This is a genomic window from Salegentibacter tibetensis, from assembly GCF_020164485.1.
GTDB lineage: Bacteria > Bacteroidota > Bacteroidia > Flavobacteriales > Flavobacteriaceae > Salegentibacter > Salegentibacter tibetensis.
Genome location: NZ_JAIQZA010000047.1, coordinates 1 through 22327 on the forward strand (window position 1 = coordinate 1; position 22327 = coordinate 22327).

At 39.0% G+C, this 22327-nt stretch carries 22 protein-coding genes; 13 read left to right on the top strand and 9 right to left on the bottom strand.

Translation table 11 applies throughout. The features are described 5' to 3' along the window. On the bottom strand, nucleotides 1-304 hold a 304-nt coding region (locus LB467_RS17160), incomplete at its 3' end, for a DUF4372 domain-containing protein (protein WP_224475278.1). 871 nt (nucleotides 305-1175) lie between these two features. Between LB467_RS17160 and LB467_RS17165 the strand changes: the two genes are divergently transcribed. Together LB467_RS17165 and LB467_RS17170 are read left to right on the top strand one after the other, a co-directional pair. Then, nucleotides 1176-2630: a hypothetical protein gene (locus tag LB467_RS17165; RefSeq protein WP_224475279.1), complete on the top strand. Its 1455-nt coding sequence runs from the start codon at nucleotides 1176-1178 to the stop codon at nucleotides 2628-2630. Nucleotides 2631-2874: 244 nt separating this feature from the next. Beyond that, nucleotides 2875-3495: an SOS response-associated peptidase gene (locus tag LB467_RS17170; RefSeq protein WP_224475280.1), complete on the top strand. Its 621-nt coding sequence runs from the start codon at nucleotides 2875-2877 to the stop codon at nucleotides 3493-3495. An 83-nt stretch (nucleotides 3496-3578) separates the two neighbouring features. On the opposite strand, the gene LB467_RS19230 is transcribed toward LB467_RS17170, so the two are convergent. From LB467_RS19230 to LB467_RS17190, 4 genes are all read right to left on the bottom strand, one after another. Continuing rightward, entirely contained in the window at nucleotides 3579-3752 is a 174-nt protein-coding gene (locus tag LB467_RS19230; protein WP_224475281.1) for a DUF4113 domain-containing protein, read from the bottom strand. Continuing rightward, nucleotides 3742-4161, bottom strand: coding sequence for a hypothetical protein (locus LB467_RS17180; protein WP_224475282.1), 420 nt, complete (start codon nucleotides 4159-4161; stop codon nucleotides 3742-3744). Before LB467_RS17180 ends, LB467_RS19230 begins: the two co-directional genes overlap by 11 nt. An 89-nt stretch (nucleotides 4162-4250) precedes the next feature. Further along, entirely contained in the window at nucleotides 4251-5510 is a 1260-nt protein-coding gene (locus LB467_RS17185) for a Y-family DNA polymerase (protein WP_224475283.1), read from the bottom strand. A gap of 1 nt (nucleotide 5511) precedes the next feature. Next, entirely contained in the window at nucleotides 5512-5928 is a 417-nt protein-coding gene (locus LB467_RS17190) for a LexA family protein (protein ID WP_224475284.1), read from the bottom strand. 68 nt (nucleotides 5929-5996) lie between these two features. Here LB467_RS17190 and LB467_RS17195 point away from each other — a divergent pair, with 68 nt between their 5' ends. Then, a complete protein-coding gene (locus LB467_RS17195) occupies nucleotides 5997-6719 on the top strand; it encodes an SOS response-associated peptidase (RefSeq protein WP_224475285.1) in 723 nt (240 codons plus the stop codon). A gap of 187 nt (nucleotides 6720-6906) precedes the next feature. Here LB467_RS17195 and LB467_RS17200 read toward each other — a convergent pair whose 3' ends face one another. Beyond that, nucleotides 6907-7113 (bottom strand): hypothetical protein, encoded by a 207-nt coding sequence (locus LB467_RS17200; RefSeq protein WP_224475286.1) that lies wholly within the window; start codon nucleotides 7111-7113, stop codon nucleotides 6907-6909. An 813-nt stretch (nucleotides 7114-7926) separates the two neighbouring features. Further along, nucleotides 7927-8847 (bottom strand): DUF7282 domain-containing protein, encoded by a 921-nt coding sequence (locus LB467_RS17205; RefSeq protein WP_224475287.1) that lies wholly within the window; start codon nucleotides 8845-8847, stop codon nucleotides 7927-7929. 684 nt (nucleotides 8848-9531) lie between these two features. Between LB467_RS17205 and LB467_RS17215 the strand changes: the two genes are divergently transcribed. Both LB467_RS17215 and msrB read left to right on the top strand, forming a co-directional pair. Continuing rightward, nucleotides 9532-9849, top strand: a complete 318-nt coding sequence (locus LB467_RS17215) for a hypothetical protein (protein ID WP_224475289.1) — start codon at nucleotides 9532-9534, stop codon at nucleotides 9847-9849. A gap of 264 nt (nucleotides 9850-10113) precedes the next feature. Then, a complete protein-coding gene (gene msrB, locus LB467_RS17220; protein ID WP_224475290.1) occupies nucleotides 10114-10668 on the top strand; it encodes a peptide-methionine (R)-S-oxide reductase MsrB in 555 nt (184 codons plus the stop codon). A 230-nt stretch (nucleotides 10669-10898) separates the two neighbouring features. On the opposite strand, the gene LB467_RS17225 is transcribed toward msrB, so the two are convergent. Continuing rightward, complete coding sequence (locus tag LB467_RS17225; protein WP_224475291.1) at nucleotides 10899-11786, bottom strand: IS30 family transposase; 888 nt, start codon at nucleotides 11784-11786, stop codon at nucleotides 10899-10901. Nucleotides 11787-12180: 394 nt separating this feature from the next. Between LB467_RS17225 and LB467_RS17230 the strand changes: the two genes are divergently transcribed. The 8 genes from LB467_RS17230 to LB467_RS17265 all read left to right on the top strand — a co-directional run bounded on the left by LB467_RS17230 (nucleotide 12181) and on the right by LB467_RS17265 (nucleotide 21803). Next, entirely contained in the window at nucleotides 12181-14580 is a 2400-nt protein-coding gene (locus LB467_RS17230) for a PQQ-dependent sugar dehydrogenase (RefSeq protein ID WP_224475292.1), read from the top strand. Between the two features lie 328 nt (nucleotides 14581-14908). After that, nucleotides 14909-15133, top strand: a complete 225-nt coding sequence (locus LB467_RS17235; protein WP_224475293.1) for a transmembrane 220 family protein — start codon at nucleotides 14909-14911, stop codon at nucleotides 15131-15133. 91 nt (nucleotides 15134-15224) lie between these two features. Further along, complete coding sequence (locus LB467_RS17240) at nucleotides 15225-16124, top strand: EboA domain-containing protein (RefSeq protein WP_224475294.1); 900 nt, start codon at nucleotides 15225-15227, stop codon at nucleotides 16122-16124. A 24-nt stretch (nucleotides 16125-16148) separates the two neighbouring features. Further along, complete coding sequence (locus tag LB467_RS17245) at nucleotides 16149-17060, top strand: TatD family hydrolase (protein WP_224475295.1); 912 nt, start codon at nucleotides 16149-16151, stop codon at nucleotides 17058-17060. 17 nt (nucleotides 17061-17077) lie between these two features. Continuing rightward, nucleotides 17078-17986, top strand: coding sequence for a UbiA-like protein EboC (gene eboC, locus LB467_RS17250; protein WP_224475296.1), 909 nt, complete (start codon nucleotides 17078-17080; stop codon nucleotides 17984-17986). Between the two features lie 32 nt (nucleotides 17987-18018). Then, complete coding sequence (locus LB467_RS17255; RefSeq protein ID WP_224475297.1) at nucleotides 18019-19170, top strand: 3-dehydroquinate synthase; 1152 nt, start codon at nucleotides 18019-18021, stop codon at nucleotides 19168-19170. 49 nt (nucleotides 19171-19219) lie between these two features. Then, entirely contained in the window at nucleotides 19220-20425 is a 1206-nt protein-coding gene (gene eboE / locus LB467_RS17260; protein WP_224475298.1) for a metabolite traffic protein EboE, read from the top strand. 4 nt (nucleotides 20426-20429) lie between these two features. Beyond that, nucleotides 20430-21803 (top strand): alkaline phosphatase family protein, encoded by a 1374-nt coding sequence (locus tag LB467_RS17265; protein WP_224475299.1) that lies wholly within the window; start codon nucleotides 20430-20432, stop codon nucleotides 21801-21803. A gap of 336 nt (nucleotides 21804-22139) precedes the next feature. Here the strand turns inward: LB467_RS17265 and LB467_RS17270 are convergent. Then, the coding region (locus tag LB467_RS17270) for a hypothetical protein (protein WP_224475300.1) at nucleotides 22140-22327 on the bottom strand (188 nt) is incomplete at its 5' end.

The window sequence follows — 22327 nt, forward strand, 5'->3', positions numbered from 1 at the left end:
GCTGTGCAAATTCAGCATAAATACGCCAATCCCGTTTTTCATTGGCGTCTGATAAGGTGGAGCGCTTCACTTTACTTTTCACTCCGCTGTGATAGAGTTTACCAGAGATTGCAGCCAAACACGACTCCATATCTCGTAAGGTTTCACGATAGGTGAACTGGGCAAACATCATCACGATAAATTGTTCCCAACAAGTAAAACTCCTGACCCTATAATTGCCATTATACTTCGCTACACATTTGTCAAACTCATATTTGGATATAAAATCCAAAACCTGTGATAAAATTGTCCTGCCTGTATTCATCCGGCAAAGCTCCAATCATTTCCCTTAATTCAATTTCAAATCGAAAAATATTTCAATGAACGTTTATCCTTTATATAGTCATACTTCCCAATGATTCACATACTCCTTAACCGGACACTAGTGATATAGCGCAAATAATAAAATTTACATTGTTCATCATTCGGCGAAGGGAAAAAGAGGTAATCTTCGAGGCAGTTTTAAAGCGTATAACCCCTCTTCTCCGAAAAAGCCCCATAATCTTAATGAGATCGGGGATTTTCATTTTTAGTTGAAAAAATGCTTGACAGAATTGGAACTTTAATAAACCGATTCTTAATTTTTATTTCTTGCTGTATTAATTGAAACAGTTCAGATAATACATCAATAATCTCAAATAAAAATTTTGAATTACTTATATTAACTGAATATTTCGTTAGTCTCTTCTGTTACTAACTCAAATTTGTTTTTGCTTCACTGATTCCAGAATTCCACCACTTTTCCACTTCCATTAATCCTATTACCTGGTACGGCCTTTCTTCTCTTACTGCCCCCTGGTATATAATGATGGTTTTTGTGATTTTTTAACGTAAAAAGCCTTTATTCATTTACCGGGTACTAATTAGTTTAAAAAGCCTAAAGTTTTTCTTTCAAAATATTCCTTAAAAAACCACCGCTGACATCCTTTTTCTGTTAAATGTAATATAAAATGTAGGAAAATTTCCCTTTTAACATTTTGTAAGTCAAATAAATATAGCAAAATTTTAAGATTCTTGTTCAAAGAAGCGCTCTACATTTGACCAATAAGAATTTTTTAGTGTGGGTTCAAAATTCAGCTATTGAAATTCAAATTTTATTAACCATTCTAATTTTTAACAAACAAAATTCATTAACTATGAAAAACATTAAAAGCTATTTTGCGTTTCTTACAGTATTCGCTTTGATTTTCACCTCCTGTAGTGAGGATGAAACGGGGATAGATTCCCCCACAGAAAAGGCTACTTTGTCATTTGAGGCAATTGTGGCAGATTTAGCCGAAAATTCCACTAACCGACAATCAACTACTGGTGACATTCCTGAATGTTCAGATGCCGCTCCTTCTTATGTGGAGGTTGTGTTGATGCAAGGCAGTGAATACATCCTTGGTGAAGACGCTCCTTTTAGAGTAGATCTTGCTGCAGGACAGGTATTCACTGAAGACAATGCAGCTTTAGAGCTTGTACCGGGTAATTACACATTAGAACATTTTGCAGTGTATGATGCACAGGGAAATTTAACCTGGATTGCACCAAAAGGTGGAAATCTTGCAGGATTCGTTGATGCACCACTTCCTATGAACATCGAACTGGGTGCCGGAGTGAAGAAATACGTAGATGTATCTGTTCTTTGTTATGATGACAGAGATGTAAATCAATACGGGTATCAGTTCTTTGAATTCGATACTACAAAAGCATTTGAATTCTGCTTCTTTGCTAACTATTGTGAGCCAAACGGGAGGCATTTCCCTGCAAGATATTCTGTAGAAATCTCTATTGACGGAAAAGTGATCTATGACGCCGAAGAAAATATAAATACTGTTGGTGTAAACGGTCAGGGAGATAATTATGCAGATCCTAGTTGTTTTGCCTTACCTGATCTTGCGAAATACGCAGATGATGATGAGTATATAGACTATACAATTACTCTACTTGACTGGGACGGAGTTTATGATGCTCCTGAAAACCAGGTGATCACAGGAAGCCTTAGCAGAAATGAAATCAAAGCCAATTTTGATGGCGATAACAATGTTGACTATGAACACCTGAAATTCGGATGTGATGGAGACAACGGAAGCGGTGACGGTGATGACGATGGAACTGGTGACGGTGATGACGATGGAACTGATGACGGTGATGACGATGGAAGCGGTGACGGTGATGACAATGCAGTAGCTGAAGGTTGTGATACAGCATACATGGTAGGAGATAATCGTCTTAACGCTCTTGGTTTATATAATGGAAACAACTGGGGTTGGGGACTTATTTTAGATGAAGATTCATTTGATGACGAATTCTATGTTGGTAACGGAGTTTGGAGATTTCCATTCCACGCCGGAGCCGGACAAAATGATACCTCAAATGGTTGGGAAGCCGGTCATATAGTGATCACTAAAAACGGAAGTACCCTTGAAGTAGATTTCGATCTATATGAAGGAGTAACTCTTAAAGAATCCCATATTTATGTAGGATCTGAATGGCCGGAGAGCCGTGCACCGGGTCAATTTGATCTTGGTACAGATACTTTCACCGTTGGTGAAGGAGCTCAATATATCATAGTACACGCAGAAGTGTGTGGTACAGATGAGAACTAATTTTTCTTAAAGTAAAATTAGTAAAAGCAAATGTACTTTGTACAGGAGTTAAAAAAAGTGGGAGTCCGTTTAGGGCTTCCACTTTCTTTTTTTGATTTTTCTGACAGAAATGATAGTCAGGGATTTAATTCTTAAGTGCAATTTATATTAGCCTCCACATTTTCCGTAGCTTTCCAAAGTTTTGGCGTATGCGATTATTGTATGGCCTGATTTCTTTTAGTAAATTAGAATAAAGATCAATGTGATGTGCTACCGTACCAAGTTAAATTCTAAGCTAAGCGCAATAGAACGTAGTTTAGACGCAGGGTTTATTGAGCCAGATGCCTATAAACCTCAATTAGAAATCAACGCTTTTACTTTTTCTAAGACACCGGTTATTTCAGATGAAAACCAGGGGGAGATTCAAATGTTCAATTGGGGTTTGGTTCCTTTCTGGGCAAAAGATGATAAAATTAAAAAAATGACCCTCAACGCAAGAATTGAAACAGTAACTGAAAAACCTGCTTTTAGGAATTCGGTTAAGAATAGATGTTTGATTATTGCAGACGGTTATTATGAATGGCAGTGGAAAGATTCCAAAGGAAAAGAAAAACAGAAGTATTTAATTACACCTACAGATCAGGAGATATTTGCCTTTGCAGGTATTTATTCATCCTGGACTAATCCGGAAAATAATGAAACCCTTAATACCTATTCAATTGTAACTACTGAAGCCAATGAATTAATGGCAGAGATTCATAATAACAAAAAAAGAATGCCGGTAGTTCTTAAGGCACAAGACCATAAGTCCTGGCTCAATGGAACAGAGCATTCAAATTTTGCTTTTCCATATGAAGTACCTTTAGTAGCAACAGCAATCGATTAAGGTCTTCTTTTTTTAGAAATGACCTTATTTTCGAATCTAAAAGGAGTTTGCAAAAAAAAAACACACTTTAATTAACCTAATATTTACTCCAGTTGAAGATTACACTTAACCCGAATAATTTCATCAATCCTACTAGTGTATCTGTTTGACAACCGTTCCTGTTTCATTTTCCAGGTTCGCCCAAGATCCATTCCCGCAAATTTTACATTTAAAAAGCTTAGAAAACAGCGATTACCATGGATGATCTTAACCAACATTAATTTTTATTATATCACTCTGATCAATTTGCATTTCTTCAACGTGCAACCTTATTTGGATCTCTTCATTGGTTTTAGGGGAACGGTAATAATAATCTATATAAAAAAGTTGCTCCTGTTCCTCCGGTAATATAATCGTTACTTTACGCTTACTCCTATTTTGACATTGTAATATAAGCCTGTTATCTACAAATTTAATTTCCTGAATATTTAAAACTTCTATATCCTTGCCTCTTTGAGTTTCGGTTACAATTGTTACCTCATCAGGTTCAAAAACAATTCTGCGCTCAATATTTTCAAATTTAGATGTGAAGATAGTTGGATAAGTTTCAGTAAAAGGAGAGTAATAAACTTCTTGACCTAAAAGGAATAAGGGTGTAATTATAAATATTAGGCAAAGAGTTTTCATTCTCCTAAAGTTATAATATTTAACTGTTTAGAAGCTTGCAGTTTACATAAAATTGATTGATAAATTTTAAGAATGGAAGTGTACCTGTTTTATTTGCACCTTACTCGGATAATTTCATCAATCCTACTGGTGTATCGATTTGACAATCGTTCCTGTTTCATTTTCCAGGTACGGCCAAGATCCATTCCCGCAAATTTTACTTTTCCATTTTCGGTTTTGTTTAGCCGATCTATGGTTTTCATAAGTATATGGTGCCGGGGATCATCTTCAGTAAATAGGGAAAGCTGTCGTTCAGAAGCAGGCGTAATTCCCATTATAATGACTCCGGCTTTCTTGTATTGATAACCCGGCTTGAAAATCTGTTTCAGACCGTATAATGCAGCCTTGGTTAACACCATAGTAGAATTGGTTGGTGAGGTTAGTTTAACCACCATACTTGCGCGATACTGTTTAAGGTCGGTTCTAAAAGGATTGGTGAGTAGAAACACATAAAGCAGGGTACAGTTTGAATCCTGTTTGCGAAGTTTTGCCGCGGCTTTCGCTGCATAAGTAGCTACCCGTTCTCTAAGATCGTCCAACTCACTATACATTTTTTCAAAGCTTCGGGTAACCGCAATGTTTTTTTTATTCTTTACTTTCTCAAAATCCAGCGTACTTTCACCAGTTAGGTCTCGCTTTAGTCTTAAGCCTACCACGCTCATTTTTTTCAGGGCGTAATCATTCGGTAACTGAATAAATTCCCAGGCGTTTTTTACATTAATGCTTAATAGCCGTTTTTCGTTCTGTCGGCCAATGCCCCACACATCGCCAATTTTGGTCCAGCGTAGTGCTTTTTCTTTTTTTTCTTCAGAATCAATAGCGTAAACACTGCCGGTACGATCGGCAAATTTTTTTGCGATCTTATTCGCAATTTTTGCCAGGGCTTTAGTTGGAGCTAAACCAACACTTATGGGAATACCGGTTTGCCTAAACACACTGTCCACCATCTCTTTCCCAATTCGCTCCAGGTCATAAAGTTCAAAGCCATTAAACTTAAGAAAAGATTCATCTATGGAGTAAATTTCAATCTCGGGGGTAAATTGAGAGAGGATATTCATCACGCGTCCGCTCATATCCCCATAAAGAGCATACTTACTAGAGAAAACTAAAATTCCTTTAGCTTCAAAATCTTTTTCAAATTGAAAAGCCGGGGCACCCATTGGGATACCCATTGCCTTAGCTTCATTACTTCGCGCAATAACACAGCCATCGTTATTGCTAAGCACAACAACAGGTTTATTCCGGAGGGAAGGATCAAAGACCCTTTCACAACTCGCATAGAAATTATTGCAATCTACCAGGGCGAACATATTACAAATTCTTTATGCAGTGAGTAACAATACCCCAGATCACAAAATCATTTTCGCTGGTAACTTTTATTGGCTGATATTTTTCATTTTCGGCAACTAGCCAGATGATATCCTTTTCGATTTTAATGCGCTTCACGGTAAATTCCCCATCTAAAAAGCATACCGCAATATTTTGATTTTTTGGTCTTAGACTTTTATCAATTACCAATAGATCGCCATTACCAATCCCGGCACCAATCATACTATCACCTTCTGCCCGTCCAAAGAAAGTTGCCTCTTTATTCCTGATTAGCTGTTCGTTAAGGTCAATAATATCTTCCAGGTGGTCATCTGCCGGAGAGGGAAAACCGGCAGAAATTCCATTAGTAGAAAGAGGCATAATTAAATTATGTAGCGAATATTTTTTGTAAATTTTCATTAGTTGCAGATTGAAAAACAAAATTAGGTAAAAATCCATATAAATGGATTAAATCCATATTTAAAATTATGTGTTACGAAACGAGTCTTACCAAAGAATTGGACTTTATAGAAGATTATACTGATGCCGAGATTTTATATTATGGGATCTATGAACCTTATTATCATGTTTCTGGCTATACTCATCCTAACCTATTCTGTTTGCCTATGGAAGATCCTTCAAATATATATCCGATGGAGTGGGGTTTACTTCCTCATATGGCAGATTTAGATATTATCACCTACCGTAAAGATTATAATAACCTTATCGCAAGAGGGGAAACCCTGCTTCAATCTAAACTTTACAAGGAACCGGCAAGACAAAGGCGTTGTTTAATCCTGGCCGATGGATTCTTTGAGCCTCATTACCCTAATGATAATTTTGGAGGCAAGGCCGTTCCTAAATATTGTTACCTTGAAGGAAGAAAGCTATTTTGTTTTGCGGGTATTTACAACGAATTTGATGATGAATATTGGAACGTAAGCTTAGTAACGACAGATGCTAATGATTTTTTTTCCAAAATAAATAATAAAGAAAAGAGGATGCCCCTGGTTTTAGATCCCGCTTTTGAAGAAGAATGGCTACGTAAGGATCTATCAGATAAAGGTATTTTAGATTTGGTGAAATATGGATTTATTAAGGATGAATTTAAAGCACACTCTGTTGTCAATTTTTATAAGTGCGATTTCAATACAAATAGGCCGGAAATATTGGAAAAAGTAGAGGAAAACCCTAACCTTTTTAACGAGTAAATTATTTTAGTTTTGTAATATTCAAAACTCGTGAAAAACTCACCGTTCTTGTAGCATATTCCGGTGGGTTTTTTAATTCAATTATTTAAACTTCTAGCTTATCCGTTTTCTTTAATCTAGAATCAGATATAGCAGGAATTAAAACAATTGTGCCGGAAAAGAATGATTCTCTGAAGTCCTTATATGTCTAAATTTTTTTAAATGAAAGCTTTTTATCAGGCACCCTCTTTTTTTGTTTTGAAACACTTACAAATAGAATGCTAAAGATGTTTATTGAAACAGGATAAGGGATTTGGTTATTAAATAAAACCGTAGTCCATCTATAAGTAGTACTTTTTCTCACTGCAGTGCAAGTAAAATCACTTACTCCTAAATATGTTTCTCTTTCAGCCATTCCCGATGAAAATTTTTCAATATATTTATGATAGATTTTAAGGCTCCGATGATCTTCCTTTATACATTAACTTAAAAAAACGGAAAGACCCATACAATCAAAATTAATAGGTGTATAGCCGTTACCCACAGGAATTTCTATTACTATTTTTCTTTTGTCATAAAATATCTCCACATTTCTAGCTTCAAAGTAATGAGTTATCCTAAATGTGCGCATTTGGAGCTTTTAAATGACTCTCGCACTTTAGCTAATGTATGCTATTTGTCCTCTAACAATAAGAAATAAACTTTCTTTAATTGTTGTTTTGGTGAAACCAGCATCTTTTAGGAATCTAATAGTTTTTCTGTAACCTGAGTCAACGTCTCTTTTAACTTCCTCAAATGAAGGTTTAAATTTTTCAAAATCTTCACAAGGCGTCCGATTTGCAATTTCCTCAGCAGAATTTTCTCTGGAAACAAAGAATGGTTTGGTGCAAGAAATCCACTGCTAGTGAGAAGTGAATAGCACATCTTAAGCACCGGTATTGGGATGTAGAAGCTGTTTTTGGAAATATTAAATAAAATATAGGCTTCAAACGGTTTACACTTCGGGGGATAAACAAGGTAACAACAGAAATAGTTAATAGCAATGGCACACAATCTAAGGACTAAGGAAGTTCACTGTAGCCTAAAGAGGTGATATCCTCACTCTTTTATTAATTGCAAAGGAGAAAATAACAAGATATATACTTCCTAAGCAATATCATTAAAAAAGAAGCCGCCTAAAAATCACTTTTAGACGGCTTCTTTTTTCGTTTTCATTGCTTGATCTTTCTTACCTACTTCTCACGAAATTATTGAAAGGATTAAACTCATCTGCGTCAATCCTGTCATCATCATTGAAATCCCGGTCATTGAATATACCTGTGTTAAATTCTGTTTCTGTTACAAAATTATCGTCATCGGCATCAAAAGTGCCGAACATTGTTGAATCTGCAAAGGCCGCGTCAAATTCGGCATCATTTAAAAAACCGTCAGCGTCTGAATCGAAAGTTGAAAAGTTGTTGTCGATGTGATTTCCAAAAAAACCGTCGAAACCAAGATTAAACTCATCTTCATCTATGAAGTTATCGTCATCAGCATCTGTGAATGCGAAAATATTATTGAAGAATTCTTCATTATCATGAAAACCATCATTATCTATATCAAATCCGTCAAAATCATTATTAAAGGTGTTCATAAATTCGCTCTGATCGAGAAAACCATCTCTATTTTGGTCAAAGTTGATGAAAGCAGCTTCATTACTGTCCTCGGTGAAAACAGTTATTGTTTTTGTTTCCAGGATGGGGTTATCTCTATCAGGTTCGTCAAATTGACCCTGAATTCCTTCGTTCGGGTCATCCCCAAAAATCATTAGAACGATTTGATCACCATTAGCAACGGAATTCTGGTTAAGAGTAAGTTGTACATCGGTATTGGATCCTTCCTGTAACATTGTAGGATCTGAAATAAAGTTGTTGGTATTCTCATCCCCGGGACGAACCGCTACGAGCCAACTGTCCTGATCTACATCTATACTCTCAAGGGTTAGGGTATTTCCTGTCAGTATTTGTTGCTCTCCTACTTCAAAGAAACCTGTTGGTTCAAAGGGTTCAAAACCATCATCATCATCACTACAACCTGTAAGGCTTGTTGCTACAAAAGCAAAAGTAAAATACAGGAAGTATTTCGTTAAATTGTTTACTGAATTTTTCATCTTCATCTTCATTTTATGGTTAATAAATTCATAGACTGTAAAAGTGATCTATATAAAGTAGAGTACGAAATTTTTAAGATCTATTTAGGTAACATTTATTGGTTATTTAACTATACTCTCTTAAGGGTGTCTAAAGGATTAATAGGTAGTGCTTTAATTGTGTGAAAATCAGTTAAGAACCCAATTTATTTGACTGTAGTTCAAAAAAAAGAAAGCCTTTTCAGACAGCCTCTTTTCTAATTATTCAATTTTTTATTTAGCTGATTCTTTTAAAAGATCAGGAAACTTATTTTTAAATCTATTATAGCTGGGAACAGATACATTTTGAATATACGGTTTGTCGGGATTGTATTTCTTATAATCCTGGTGGTAATCCTCTGCTATCCATTATTTTTGAAAAGGAAGTACTTCAGCTGCGATAGGCTCATCAAAATTACTGGCTACTTCTGCTTTTACCTTCTCAATTATTTCTTTTGCTCCTGATTGTGATAAAAAACTATAGATATATATTGAGAACCCATATCGACCCCCTGTCCTAAACCTTGGCTTTGTGATCGATCACGAGGACAGCGGGCTTGATGCCCCCGATCAATCGCTCGTCTTCGGCCGACACCCATTTAACTCTTCCCCTCCAAACTCCATGTCGCACCCGGCCCCTGGGACCGCTGGGCGGAGCACGTCTTCGTGTCCGAGTGGGGCGATCTGGCGCCGGGCACCAATCTGCTACGTGAAGAACCGGTAGGCTGTCTGGTCGTCCGCATTGATCCTGCGACCGGGCAGCTCGAGTCCTTCATTCATAATGACATGCCGGGACCTGCTTCTGAGCAAGGGGGAGTAGGCATGGGGATCGAGCGGCCCTTCGACGTGAAGTTTGGACCGGACGGGGCCATGTACATCGTCGACTTCGGCATAGTGGAGGTCAATGGACTCAAGCGTAAGTGGCTGCCTTATACCGGGATCATCTGGAAGGTCACGAAGAAGGAAGTAACAGCTAATGAATAAATCTTAGTCATTTCTTGGTCATTATTTGATAAAACTGTTGAAGGCTATCTTGTAATAAAAATACCCAAGAAAACCCACTTTGAAAAAGTATCCGTGAGTTAAACAAAATAGTTATATTAAAAGGAGCAATAGTGAATTGATCTATAAAAAGCGCGGAGAGACAGTATCTTTACTGGAAGAAAAAATGATATTGATACTTTTGAAGATGTGAAAGAATAAAAAGCACTTAGGTAATTTCGGAAGTAAAGACCTAAATTTTAGGATATGAAAAAATCAACATTAATAATTTGTTTGTTTGTTACAGGATTTACAATATCCTGTGGCTGGGTGCAAGAGGATAAAACAGGCTTTCAGACAGAACCAGCAGAATCCATTGTTGAGAAAATTTTGGAAGATCCGGTTAATGCCGATACTATTGAAGTAGCGTTAGTAGAGAAAACAGAAGAAGAATGGAGGAGTATCCTAACACCCGAAGAATTTCACATTCTAAGGGAAGATGGGACCGAACCTGCTTTTGCAAACGCCTATTATGATAACAAAGAAGAAGGAATTTATTACTGTGGCGCCTGCGGATTACCAATTTATAGTTCAAAAACCAAATTTGACTCCGGAACAGGCTGGCCAAGCTTCTGGGCTCCTATAGACCCAAAGTTGGTAAAGAGAGGTCTTGACGAAAGGTCTGGAATGGAACGTACTGAAGTGGTATGTGCACAATGTGACTCCCACCTGGGCCATATTTTTCCTTATCCCGGGGTTCCTACAGAAGAAAGGCATTGTCTTAATTCTTTAGCTCTTGATTTTAAACCTCAGGATATTTAATCGATAGAATTCCCCGACGCTCTGCGTCGGTGGTTTAGAGGAAAGTTTGAAAACCTAAGGTTTTCATCAAACTAAAAATAAACTTTCTTCCGTTGAATACCTCGATGGCTCTGCCTCGAGGATTATTTATTTTCTATAAACAAATAGAAAAGAGAGAATTTAATTAAACCACATTTTAAGGAATGGTTCAAATTTAAAGCTAACGACATAAAATATATTATTTGCCATGTTCAAGTAATAAATGCAACTGGCCAAGGTGATTTTAATTTTTCTATTGGACTAATGTAGTCAAACTTTCTTACTCTTCGATTGTTGATTAATTCTTCTATCTCATTGATCCTGTTTTCACTTATCAGATTCAAATCAGTTTTCTTTGGCAGGAACCTTCTGATAAGCCCAATTCTATTCTCTATCGTATCTTTGTCCTGCGAGGTATAAGGTCTTGTAAAATAGGTTTTGATCTTATGCTTTTTAGCTATTTCCCGATGTCCCGCGAATTCATTTCCATTATCAAATGTCATTGTCTTGATCCAGCTGCTTCCTATTCTATTTAAGCGTGTATCGATCATTTCGTTTACTATCCTCGATTCCTTGCTTTTAGGCAGATCCAGGGTGGTGATCAGAGTAGCCCTTTCTGTCATTACCAATAGAGCAGAGTTATGATTTTTGCCCATCATAAGATCCTCCTCAACATCGCCTAGGCGTTCCCGGGTGTCAACTATTGCAGGACGCTCTTCAATTGATACCCTGTCCTTTATGATACCTCTGGTATCTTTATAATTGCCTTTTATACCCATAAATTTCCATTCGACTGCAATCAGTTCAGGGCTGAGCTGCTCTTTCCTAAGCCAACCTGCGGCCTGTTGTTTAAGGTCATCGGTAAACTGGATGGGCTTCTTATTCCTACGTCTGTCCGCCGTCTTGCCCTGGGCTAAACGCGGCACATATTTTCCGGCATGTTGTCCTCGAGTTCCTACATTCCTTTTCAGCTCCCGACTGATTGTACTTTTGTGAACACCAATTATATCGGCTATTTCACTTTTGTTTTTTCCTGCTTCCAAAAGAGCGCCAATATGGCATCTTTGCTCTTGGTCTAGTTGTTTGAATTTTTTCTTCATAAATCAAATTTAGCACTTGGCCATTCATTGGGGGCTAGCCCCCAATGATTTTTAACTTGAGTTGCACTTATGAGTTGAACTTAGATTATAAATAACCGCAGGTTTCTTCTAATTACATATTAAATCCGTGATTGTCAATTTTTTAACAACTTAATAGGGGGTAAATACCCATTCTATTTTTTCATTCGATTGAATAATTTTATAGAGGTAAGTAGTTAGCTACATATTATTTGATTGTGATATAATTTATCTCTTTTAACCATTTTGGTTATGAGATTATTAAATATCGTTGCCTTGTGCCGTGGAGAATGATCCGTTTGACGCCTTTCTTCCGGAGAAACTAAAGCTTTTAATAAAAATTCTAAATATTAATTAACTATCAAAACCTATGATTATGAAAAAGAAAAACTTTTGGATGTGTTTTTTAGCTTTCGCGCTAATTTTCACTTCCTGTAGCGAAGATGAGAAAGTTCAGGATGATTCTGAACTTGCAACAATATCCTTTGGAGCTTTGCTGAATGACATGGCCAACGGCAGAGCAGCACTTAAAGAACATTTAAGCGATATTCCGGGCTGCTCTGACGCTTCCCCGGCTTTTGTAGAAGTAGTATTGACTGGCCCTACAAATGTAGGGACCATGGAAGAACCTCTGGTGGTTCAGGTAAATCCAACTCCCGGCAACGATGGCAACTATTTTACAAAAGAATCTTCAGATCTGCAATTACAGCCGGGAATTTATTCCCTGGAGTATTTTGCGGTGTATGATGGAAACCCTGTAAACTCGGGGAGTAACCGAATTTGGATTGCCCCTCGTAATGACGGAAGTCTTGCCAGTTTTGTCGATAATCCTTTACCCATGGAAATCGATCTTAGGGCAGGTGTGAAGAAATATGTAGATGTGGAAGTTTTGTGTTATGATGATAGGATAGTCAACGAGTATGGCTATGCCTTCTTCGATATTAGCACAACCCGGGGAATAGAGTTTTGTATTTTCGGGAACTACTGCGACGAAAACGGCAGACATTTCCCGGCCAAATTTAGTGTAGATGCCTGGAGATATAGTGGTGATCCTTCGCAACCTAAAGGAAGAGTAATTGGTGAAGATCTTATGAATAATACAGGGACGAACAGTGCGGGAGATGCTTTTGCAGATCCACTGTGTCTTGTATTACCCGATAGTCAGGGCGCCGATGAGTATTATATAGAGATTACTTTAATGGATTCTGATGTTTACGATACTCAGGAAAGGATCATAAGAAGTGGAGTTATTACAGATGATGACGTTAGGTCACTATTCAGAGGAGATTCCAATAATGAATATTTCCATTTCAGGGCAGGTTGCGATCAGCAGGATAATCCTGATTTATTTGGAGACGACAATATAGTTCAGGTGCCGGAAGGTTTTAGAATTGAAAAAGTGGCAGGCGGGATCAACCGTCCTACCTCTGCAACCTGGGATGATGAGGGTAATATGTTTATAGTGTTGGCCGGGAATGATTTTCTGCCGGAGCGGGATACCCCTATGCGCATCATGCAGGTAAGAGAGGATGGAAGTATGGTAGAAATAGTCGATTTAAGCAGAAATGGTATAATACCTGCCATTGTTGGGCTTGTATGGTATGAAGGGTGGTTTTACTTCACTCACCGGGCTGACGATTTAACTGGGGCAGTATCCAGGGTAAATAAAAATGGCCAGTTAGAAGAGCTTTTTAGTGGCATTATTGACAGCCAATCAGAACACCAGATCAACGATATACAGGTAGGCCCTGACGGCTTGATGTATGTTTCTGTAGGTCCGGCTGGAAATGCTGCGGTAATGGGGCCCGATGTGGCACCTTTTGTTATGCTAAGCCCGGATGTACGTGCAAGGCCCTGCCAGGATATTGTTCTTGTTGGCCGAAACTATAAATCTCCTGATTTTAGAACTGAAGTTGAAAATGATACTGTATTTACAGGAGCGTATGTTCCTTTTGGGGTAGAGACTCAACCGGGGCAGGTAATTCAAGGGGTCACTTTATGTGGGGGCTCTATTTTAAAGTTTGACCCTAACAACGCCATAGGCACCATTAGGACACATGCCTGGGGATTCCGCAACCTGATTGGCCTTACATGGGATAGCCATGGCAATATGTATGCTGCTGAAAACGGCTACGACAACCGAGGATTGCGGCCTGTGAACGATGAAATTGATGCCACACTGCGGGTCCATGAAGATATGTGGTATGGAGTTCCGGATTTTTCTGCAGGAAGGGAGCCATTAACCGATCCTAAATTTGAAGTACCTGATAACCTTCAGGCAGAGGTTTTTATTGGCGGGGAATCCATCGGCAAAGACCTTGGATTTGTGATCGACCACCAAGCAAGTGGCTTGACTCCGCCTGACCCGTCTGTAGTAGTAGGGCGTCATGAGTTTAACTCATCCCCCAGTTTGCTGGATGTAGCACCTACTTCCTGGGGCGAGTGGGCCGATCATTTATTTATTGCGGAATGGGGCGATTTGACTCCGCCTACAAACCCGCTTAGGAACACCCCTGTAGGATATAAGGTGGTAAGGGTAGATCCAGAAAGTGGACAGCTGGTAAGTTTTGCTTCCACTATGGGTGGTGGTCCTGCTTCTGCTCAAGGAATGGAAGGAGAAGGGCTGGAGCGGCCATTTGATGTTAAATTTGGACCTGACGGAGCCATGTATATTATTGATTATGGCGTGGTTACCATAGATTTTTCTATGGCACCCCCTTATAATTATCATGAAAATACTGGCACTATCTGGAAAGTTAGTAAAGTAGAAGAGTAACAATTCTCCTGTAAAGCATAAAGAAGGGGCTGTTTCTACGAAACAGCTTCTTTTCTATTCCTAAGTCAATTTATTTAAAAAATTACAGACTCTTTTGTTTAGGCTGATTCCAGGATCATTAATCCGTAAGGATTTCCAAATAAGAATGAGAATGAAAAAGCACAGCAGAAAATCAAAAATTACTTACAGCCGGCAAAGGATTGGATTTAGAACAAAAAATCTCTGCCACGATGGATATGATTCTTCAAATTTTTTCTCTTAATTTTTTTACCTTAATAACTAAATCAAAAATAAATTGTTTTTTAGCTGTAAATACCTGGTGTAAAACATGATAGCAACAAAAAGAACAAAATATTATCGTTTACTTTTTGGCATTTGGTGTATACTGTTTTTACTCTTTGCCCTGGTAAAATGGAACGATCCAGACCCTGAATTATGGACTAGTATTTATGCATTTGCCGCTATGATGTCTGCTTTGGCATTCTTTAATAATAAATTTTATATGCCGCTACTGATTTTAGGAGCAATAGCCGGAATTATAGCTCAACTTTAGACCTAACAAATAGCCTGATCGGGTTTAGCGCTGGTATCACTCCCCGCCGAAACTCAATTTTAGGACTGATTTTTAAATAGACGGAAATTTTATGAAATATCAGGTAAACAGCTCGGAGGCAACTGCATTTCTTCGGAAAATAATCGAGGAAAGAGTTGATGAAAAGGGGCTGGAATGGATTAATCTTCAGGAAACAACACTCAGGGATAATTTCCAGTTGCGTTCTTTCTACCTTACATTTAGCACGGCACCCCGTTTTATAAAAAAGAACTCTTTATCTTTTACAAAGGAAGAAAGGATAAGAGCTGAAAAACTTCGCAGAGGATTTCAACCGCAACATTGGGACCTTTTGCAATGTGTTCGCACATATTTTCTGGTAATGCTGCCCGGTGATGAAGAGGAAAATTTTATAAAAAATATTACCAGGCTTTTTGAAACCGCCGATTTGGATGAACAGGTAGCAATGTACGGCGCGCTGCCTCTTCTTACTTTCCCGACTGCCTTGATTACACGAACAAGAGAAGGCCTGCGTACCAACATCACAGATGTTTTTGATGCCATTGTCCTGGATAATCCTTATCCTGCCGATTTTCTTGGTCAGGATGCGTGGAATCAAATGCTTCTTAAAGCAGTATTTATGCAACGGCCCCTATACAGGATTTATAATGCCGACGAGCGTGTAAATCCCGAGCTTGCAAAAATGTTGGTAGATTTTGCCCACGAACGGTGGGCTGCCAGTCGGGATGTATTGCCTGAACTATGGCGATTTATAGCACCCTACCTTGAAGATGGTTATTTTTCAGATATTAAAAAAGTCGTCAAAGGAAAACCACTTGAGAAACAAGCTGGCTTACTGGCTTGTAACATGAGTGCAAAACCGGAAGCACAGCAATTATTAAACAAATATCCTGAAGTAAAAGAGGATATAGGCTCCGGCAGGTTGAACTGGGAAACGATTGGTAAAGAAAATGAAACTAAGCAAAAAGTTTAGTTTACTAATTATATAAAAAACACTATGTATATTGACCCACACATTCACGTAAGCTCCCGCACTACTGATGATTACGAAGCTATGCGAAAAGCAGGCATTGTTGCAATTATAGAACCTGCTTTCTGGCTGGGCCAGCCCCGGACGAAAGTTGGTAGTTTTCAGGATTATTTTAACAGCCTTGTAGGCTGGGAACGCTTTAGGGCAAGCCAGTTTGGAATCAAACATTACTGCACAATCGGTCTGAATTCCAAGGAAGCCAATAGTGAAGCCCTGGCCGAGGAAGTAATGGATTTGTTACCGCTGTATGTGGGCAAGGAGGGAGTAGTAGCTGTGGGGGAGATTGGGTATGATGATCAGACCAAGGCCGAGGATAAGTATTACCGCCTGCAACTGGAGCTCGCTAAAGAGGTGAACCTGCCCGTAATGATACATACTCCTCACAGAGATAAGAAAAGAGGCACTATTAAAAGCATGGAAGTGAGCAGGGAACACGGGTTGGATCCTTCAATGGTAGTTGTAGATCATAATAATGAAGAAACCGTAAAGGAAGTATTGGACAGGGGGTTTTGGGCTGCTTTTACTATTTACCCGCATACCAAAATGGGGAGTGAGCGTATGGTGGAGATAGTGCGCAAGTATGGGGCCGAAAGGATCATTGTAGACAGTGCAGCCGATTGGGGAATAAGTGATCCTTTAGCTGTGCCAAAAACAGCTAAATTAATGAAGGATCAAGGAATTTCAGAAGAAGATATACATCTTGTATGTTATCAAAATGCCCTGACGGCTTACGGCCAGAGTGGCCAGATGAACGAAAATGATTGGCTAAATCCGGAACCGGTGGACCAGCGAAAAAAGCTTTCCGGAAATACCATCTTAAGGGGAGGTCAGCATCCAAAAATTGAAGGTGATACATCTATAAAAGGTGTTGAAAATTAATTTTAAAAACTACTTAAATGAAAAAAATTGTTGCCCATCTTCGACTAATGCGCCCTGCCAATATCGTAACCGCAATTGCAGATGTTTTAGCGGGTTTTGCCGTTTCGGGGGCAGCTTTACAATTATTTTTATCACAGGAAACAATAGCCGGTACCCTCCTCTTTTCATTGTTATGGCTTGTCCTGGCAACCATTGGCCTCTATGGGGGCGGGATTGTTTTTAATGATGTCTTTGATGCAGAGCTGGACAGGAAAGAAAGGCCGGAAAGACCTATCCCCAGTGGGGAGGCCTCAGTATTAAGTGCCAGTATACTGGGAAGTCTTTTATTTTTAATAGGGATTGGTGCCGCCTGGCAAGTATCACTCTTAAGCGGGATCATTGCCCTTGCGGTGGCCGGCTTAGCTGTTTTATATGATTCTTGGGGAAAACATCAACTTATCTTCGGCCCGGTAAATATGGGCTTATGCAGGGGAGGAAACCTTTTATTAGGAGTTAGTGTCATACCCTCTGCAGTTCAAAAATTTTGGTTTTTAGCTTTAATTCCTGTAATTTATATAGCGGCCATAACTATGATCAGTCGGGGCGAAGTGCATGGCGGAAACCGTAAAGCCCTGGTGGGAGGGGCGGTTATCTACGGAATTATTAACCTCGCCCTTGTTTTACTGGCAATATTTTCTGAAGTTGCCTGGTGGCAGGTACTACCTTTTGTGACCCTTTTTTCCTATTTTATTTTCCCACCTTTAATAAAGGCTATGAAAGAGAAGAAACCTCAATTAATAGGAAAAGCAGTTAAGGCAGGGGTTATATCTCTCATAATCCTGAATGCCGCACTCGCTTCGGCTTTTGCAGGCTGGATATTTGGGGCCGTTGTGCTTTTATTGTTGCCTGTTTCTCTGGGAATTGCTAAAAAATTTGCTGTTACTTAAAAGCTTAGCAAGCATTTTATAAAAATTATATAATGAAAAAAAAATCAATAGAACAGAAGTTTTTCGTTTCGTTTGACTATACTGTTTATTTTTCGGAAAATATTTTTGATAAAAAAAACCCTTTGTTAGGGGAAGTACTAAGCAGTTATAAAGCAACAAAAGTTTTTTTTGTGGTAGATCAGGGAGTTGTTAATTTACATCCCGATTTATTTAGTAAAATAAAGGATTATGCTGCTGCACATCCAGAAAACTTTAGGTTATGTGCAGACCCTTTAGTCGTTCCCGGCGGGGAAGAAGTAAAAAACCAACTCCGCTTTGTGGAGCAGATCCTTGAAGCAAGTAATAATCACGGTATTGACCGTCATTCCTTTATAGTGGCCATTGGAGGAGGTGCTGTACTTGATATGGCAGGTTTTGCCACAGCCATTGCCCATAGAGGGATTCGTCACATCCGGATTCCCACTACGGTATTGGCACAAAATGATTCAGGAATAGGGGTAAAAAACAGTATAAATGCTTTCGGGAAAAAAAATTTCCTTGGAACGTTTACCCCTCCCTATGCCGTCATCAATGATAGCTCTTTTTTACTTACCCTGGATGAGCGGGACTGGCGTTCCGGTATTTCGGAAGCTGTTAAGGTTGCCTTAATAAAGGATGCTTCTTTCTTTGAATGGATAGAAGCCAATTCAACGGCATTGACGACCAGGAAAATGATACCTATGAAGGAATTGATATATCGCTGTGCAGAGTTGCATCTGGAACATATTGGCGGAGGGGATCCCTTTGAATCAGGATCCTCCCGACCTTTGGATTTTGGACATTGGGCGGCTCATAAGCTTGAGCAGCTTACGAATTATAAGCTAAGGCATGGGGAGGCTGTTGCGATAGGTATTTTGCTTGATTCAACTTACTCAAATTTAAAAGGATTGCTTTCCTCCGAAGCTCTTAATCGAATTGTCAACTTAATTAAATCATTAGGTTTTAATATTTATAGCCCTGAACTTTCCGAAGAAAATCTTCTTTTAGGATTGGAAGAATTTCGGGAACATTTAGGCGGACAATTGACCATTATGTTGTTAAATGGCATTGGAAGTGGTATTGAGGTCCATGAAATGGACCCCACTTTAATATCTGATGCTGCAGGAAAATTAAAAAAATTCCAACAAGAAGTTTCTCCGATTTAGTTAAGATAACTTCCCCAGGGCCAAAGTGTAAAGGAAATAAAATAATATCATGTTAAAAAGCGGTTATCACTTAAGCTATTGTACTAACATCCACCCCGGAGAAAGCTGGCAGGATACTTTTCACAATATTAAATTGTATATACCCAAGATAAAACAAGAGCTTTCCCCAAACACAGCCTTTGGGATTGGACTTCGATTATCTGATTTAGCCAGCAGGGAATTGTTGGAAGGAGAAAATTTAATTGTTTTCAAAACCTGGCTTGACAAAAATTCCTGTTATGTATTTACTTTAAATGGCTTTCCTTTTGGCGGTTTTCACCATCAATCGGTTAAAGACAAAGTTCACCAGCCCGACTGGACTACCATAGAAAGACTGGAATATACAGTTCGGTTATTTGATATTTTACAGGATTTACTTCCACACAAAATAGATGGAGGAATTTCCACCTCGCCGCTTTCCTACAAATACTGGTCGGGAGTGCAGGATGATAAAAAAAGAGTTTTTGAAAAGGCAACCCTGAATATCATCAAAATTGCAGAAAAGCTTTACAAAATCCATCAGGGAAGCGATCAGCTGCTGCACCTGGATATTGAACCAGAACCGGATGGTCTACTGGAAAATACTTCTGAGGTTATAGATTGGTATCAGGAATGGCTCATTCCCATGGGAATTAATTATTTAAAGGAATATCTGGATCTATCGGAAGAAGATGCCAAAACATGTTTGAAATCTCATATTCGTCTTTGCTACGATGTTTGCCATTTTGCAATTGTTTATGAAAAACCGGAGGAAGTTTTTGCTTTGCTTAAGTCAGAGAAAATCAAAATAGGAAAGATCCAACTAAGCGCAGCGCTTAAAGCTTCCATAGCGGAAAGAGAAGAGGAAAGGGAGTTGGTAAGGGAGGCCTTGACCCCTTTTGTGGAATCAACCTATCTCCATCAGGTTGTGGAACGGGATTCCCGGGGACAGCTTTCCCATTACCGGGATTTACCGCAGGCTCTGGAGAAATTAAACAACCCTGGTGCCAGGGAATGGCGCACCCATTTTCATGTACCTGTTTTTCTGAAAAATTACGGCCGGTTAGAATCAACCCAGGATGATATTTTGCAGGTTCTCAATTATTTAAAAAAGGAGAAAGTTACCAATCATCTGGAGGTGGAAACCTATACCTGGGAAGTCTTGCCACGGGAAATCCAGCTGGAAATGACAGAGTCGATTGTACGGGAACTTCAATGGGTTAAGAAAAATTTATAACTGCATGAAAAAAACTGTTGTTCTAAATGTTGTAGCCCTAAGCTCCAAGCTTATAGGAGAACATACACCTTTTCTGAAAAAATGGACAGAAAAAGGAAAACAGCATAAAATTAAGCCTCTTCTTCCTGCGGTTACCTGTTCTTCCCAGGCCACCTATTTTACAGGAAAATGGCCCTCAGAACATGGAATTGTGGGCAACGGATGGTGCTTTCACGATGAATACGAAATTAAATTCTGGAGACAGTCCAACAAGCTGGTACAGGCATCTAAAATATGGGAACAATTGAAAGAACAGGATCCGGAATTCACCAGTGCCAATATGTTCTGGTGGTTCAATATGAACTCCACCGTAGATTTTGCTGTCACTCCCCGCCCCCTGTATCCGGCCAATGGTTTAAAATTACCTGACGTCCATAGTCAACCCATGGACCTGCGTCAAAAACTGCAAAAGCAGTTAGGGCAATTTCCGCTTTTCTCTTTTTGGGGACCAAATGCAAATATAGAATCCACCAGATGGATAGCAGATGCCTCCATGCTTGTGGATAAATGGCACGATCCAACCCTTACGTTGATCTATCTGCCACACCTCGATTACAACCTTCAAAGGCGGGGTATAGATTTTTCTAAAATAGGCAAGGATCTGCAGGAGATAGATAAAGTCTGTGAAAATCTTATCACCTATTATGAGAGCCGGGGAGCGGACGTGGTGGTATTATCTGAATACGGTATTACAAATGTGAACAATCCCGTTCACATCAACAGGATACTGCGGCGCAATGGATATATTTCGGTAAAAGACGAGCTTGGACTTGAAACACTCGATACCTGGGCCAGTAGAGCTTTTGCCGTGGCAGATCATCAGCTGGCACACATTTATGTTAAGGATCCGGCCGATGTACCGGAAGTAAAAAAACTGTTACAGGATACACCGGGGATAGAGCTGGTTTTGGATAAGGCAGGTAAGAAAGAACATCATCTGGATCACGAACGTGCTGGGGATTTGGTAATAATGGCCGATAAGCACTCCTGGTTCACCTACTATTTTTGGCTTGAGGACAAAAAGGCTCCGGATTATGCGCGTACAGTAGATATTCACCGGAAGCCCGGGTATGACCCTGTGGAAACATTCGCCGATCCAAAGATAAAATTTCTCAAAGGGAAAATTGGTTTAAAGCTTCTAAAAAAGAAATTGGGTTTTCGATACCTTATGGATGTTATCCCCCTTGATGCTAATCTGATTAGAGGCTCTCATGGGCGATTAAGTAATTCTGAAGATGACTGGCCTCTGTTTATTTCTCAGCACCCAAACCTGAAAGACCAATTAACTATAGAGGCTACAGAGGTTTACGGGTTAATCATGGACCATCTTCGAAGATGAGGATTTATTCATCTCCAGTATGCTTGTCGAGTAAACAGGTTTTTCCTATCGTTTCCCTCTAAATTCGTATTCATAAAATTATATACCTGACCTGAGCCAGGCTTATTAAAATATAAAGGATATCCCTACTAACCTGAAGTATTAAAAAAAATTATCTTTAAAGTTATATATAATTATAAATTATAATAGGTCTGTATTTCTAAACATATCGCGGCCTTCAAAAAGAATATTTACCTGGCCAACAAAGAAAATTCTCAATTTAATTTAATTCTCGGGTCTTCTTTAAAATAGTTTCGTGGGTGGTCATTAGGAATATTGCACCAGGCAACAACCATCCTACGGTACATTGGACATTGTTGGTATCTTAATCATTTTATTAATGTTCTTGGACGCTTTGTATATTGTTATACTTGCTATTGTACATCTCTTCGCAGATAGAATCTCTTCTTTGCATACTTTGTCCAGATGCAAATGGCTATCCCTGGCTGGTGGGATATCAATAGCATTTGTTTTCGTGCATATAC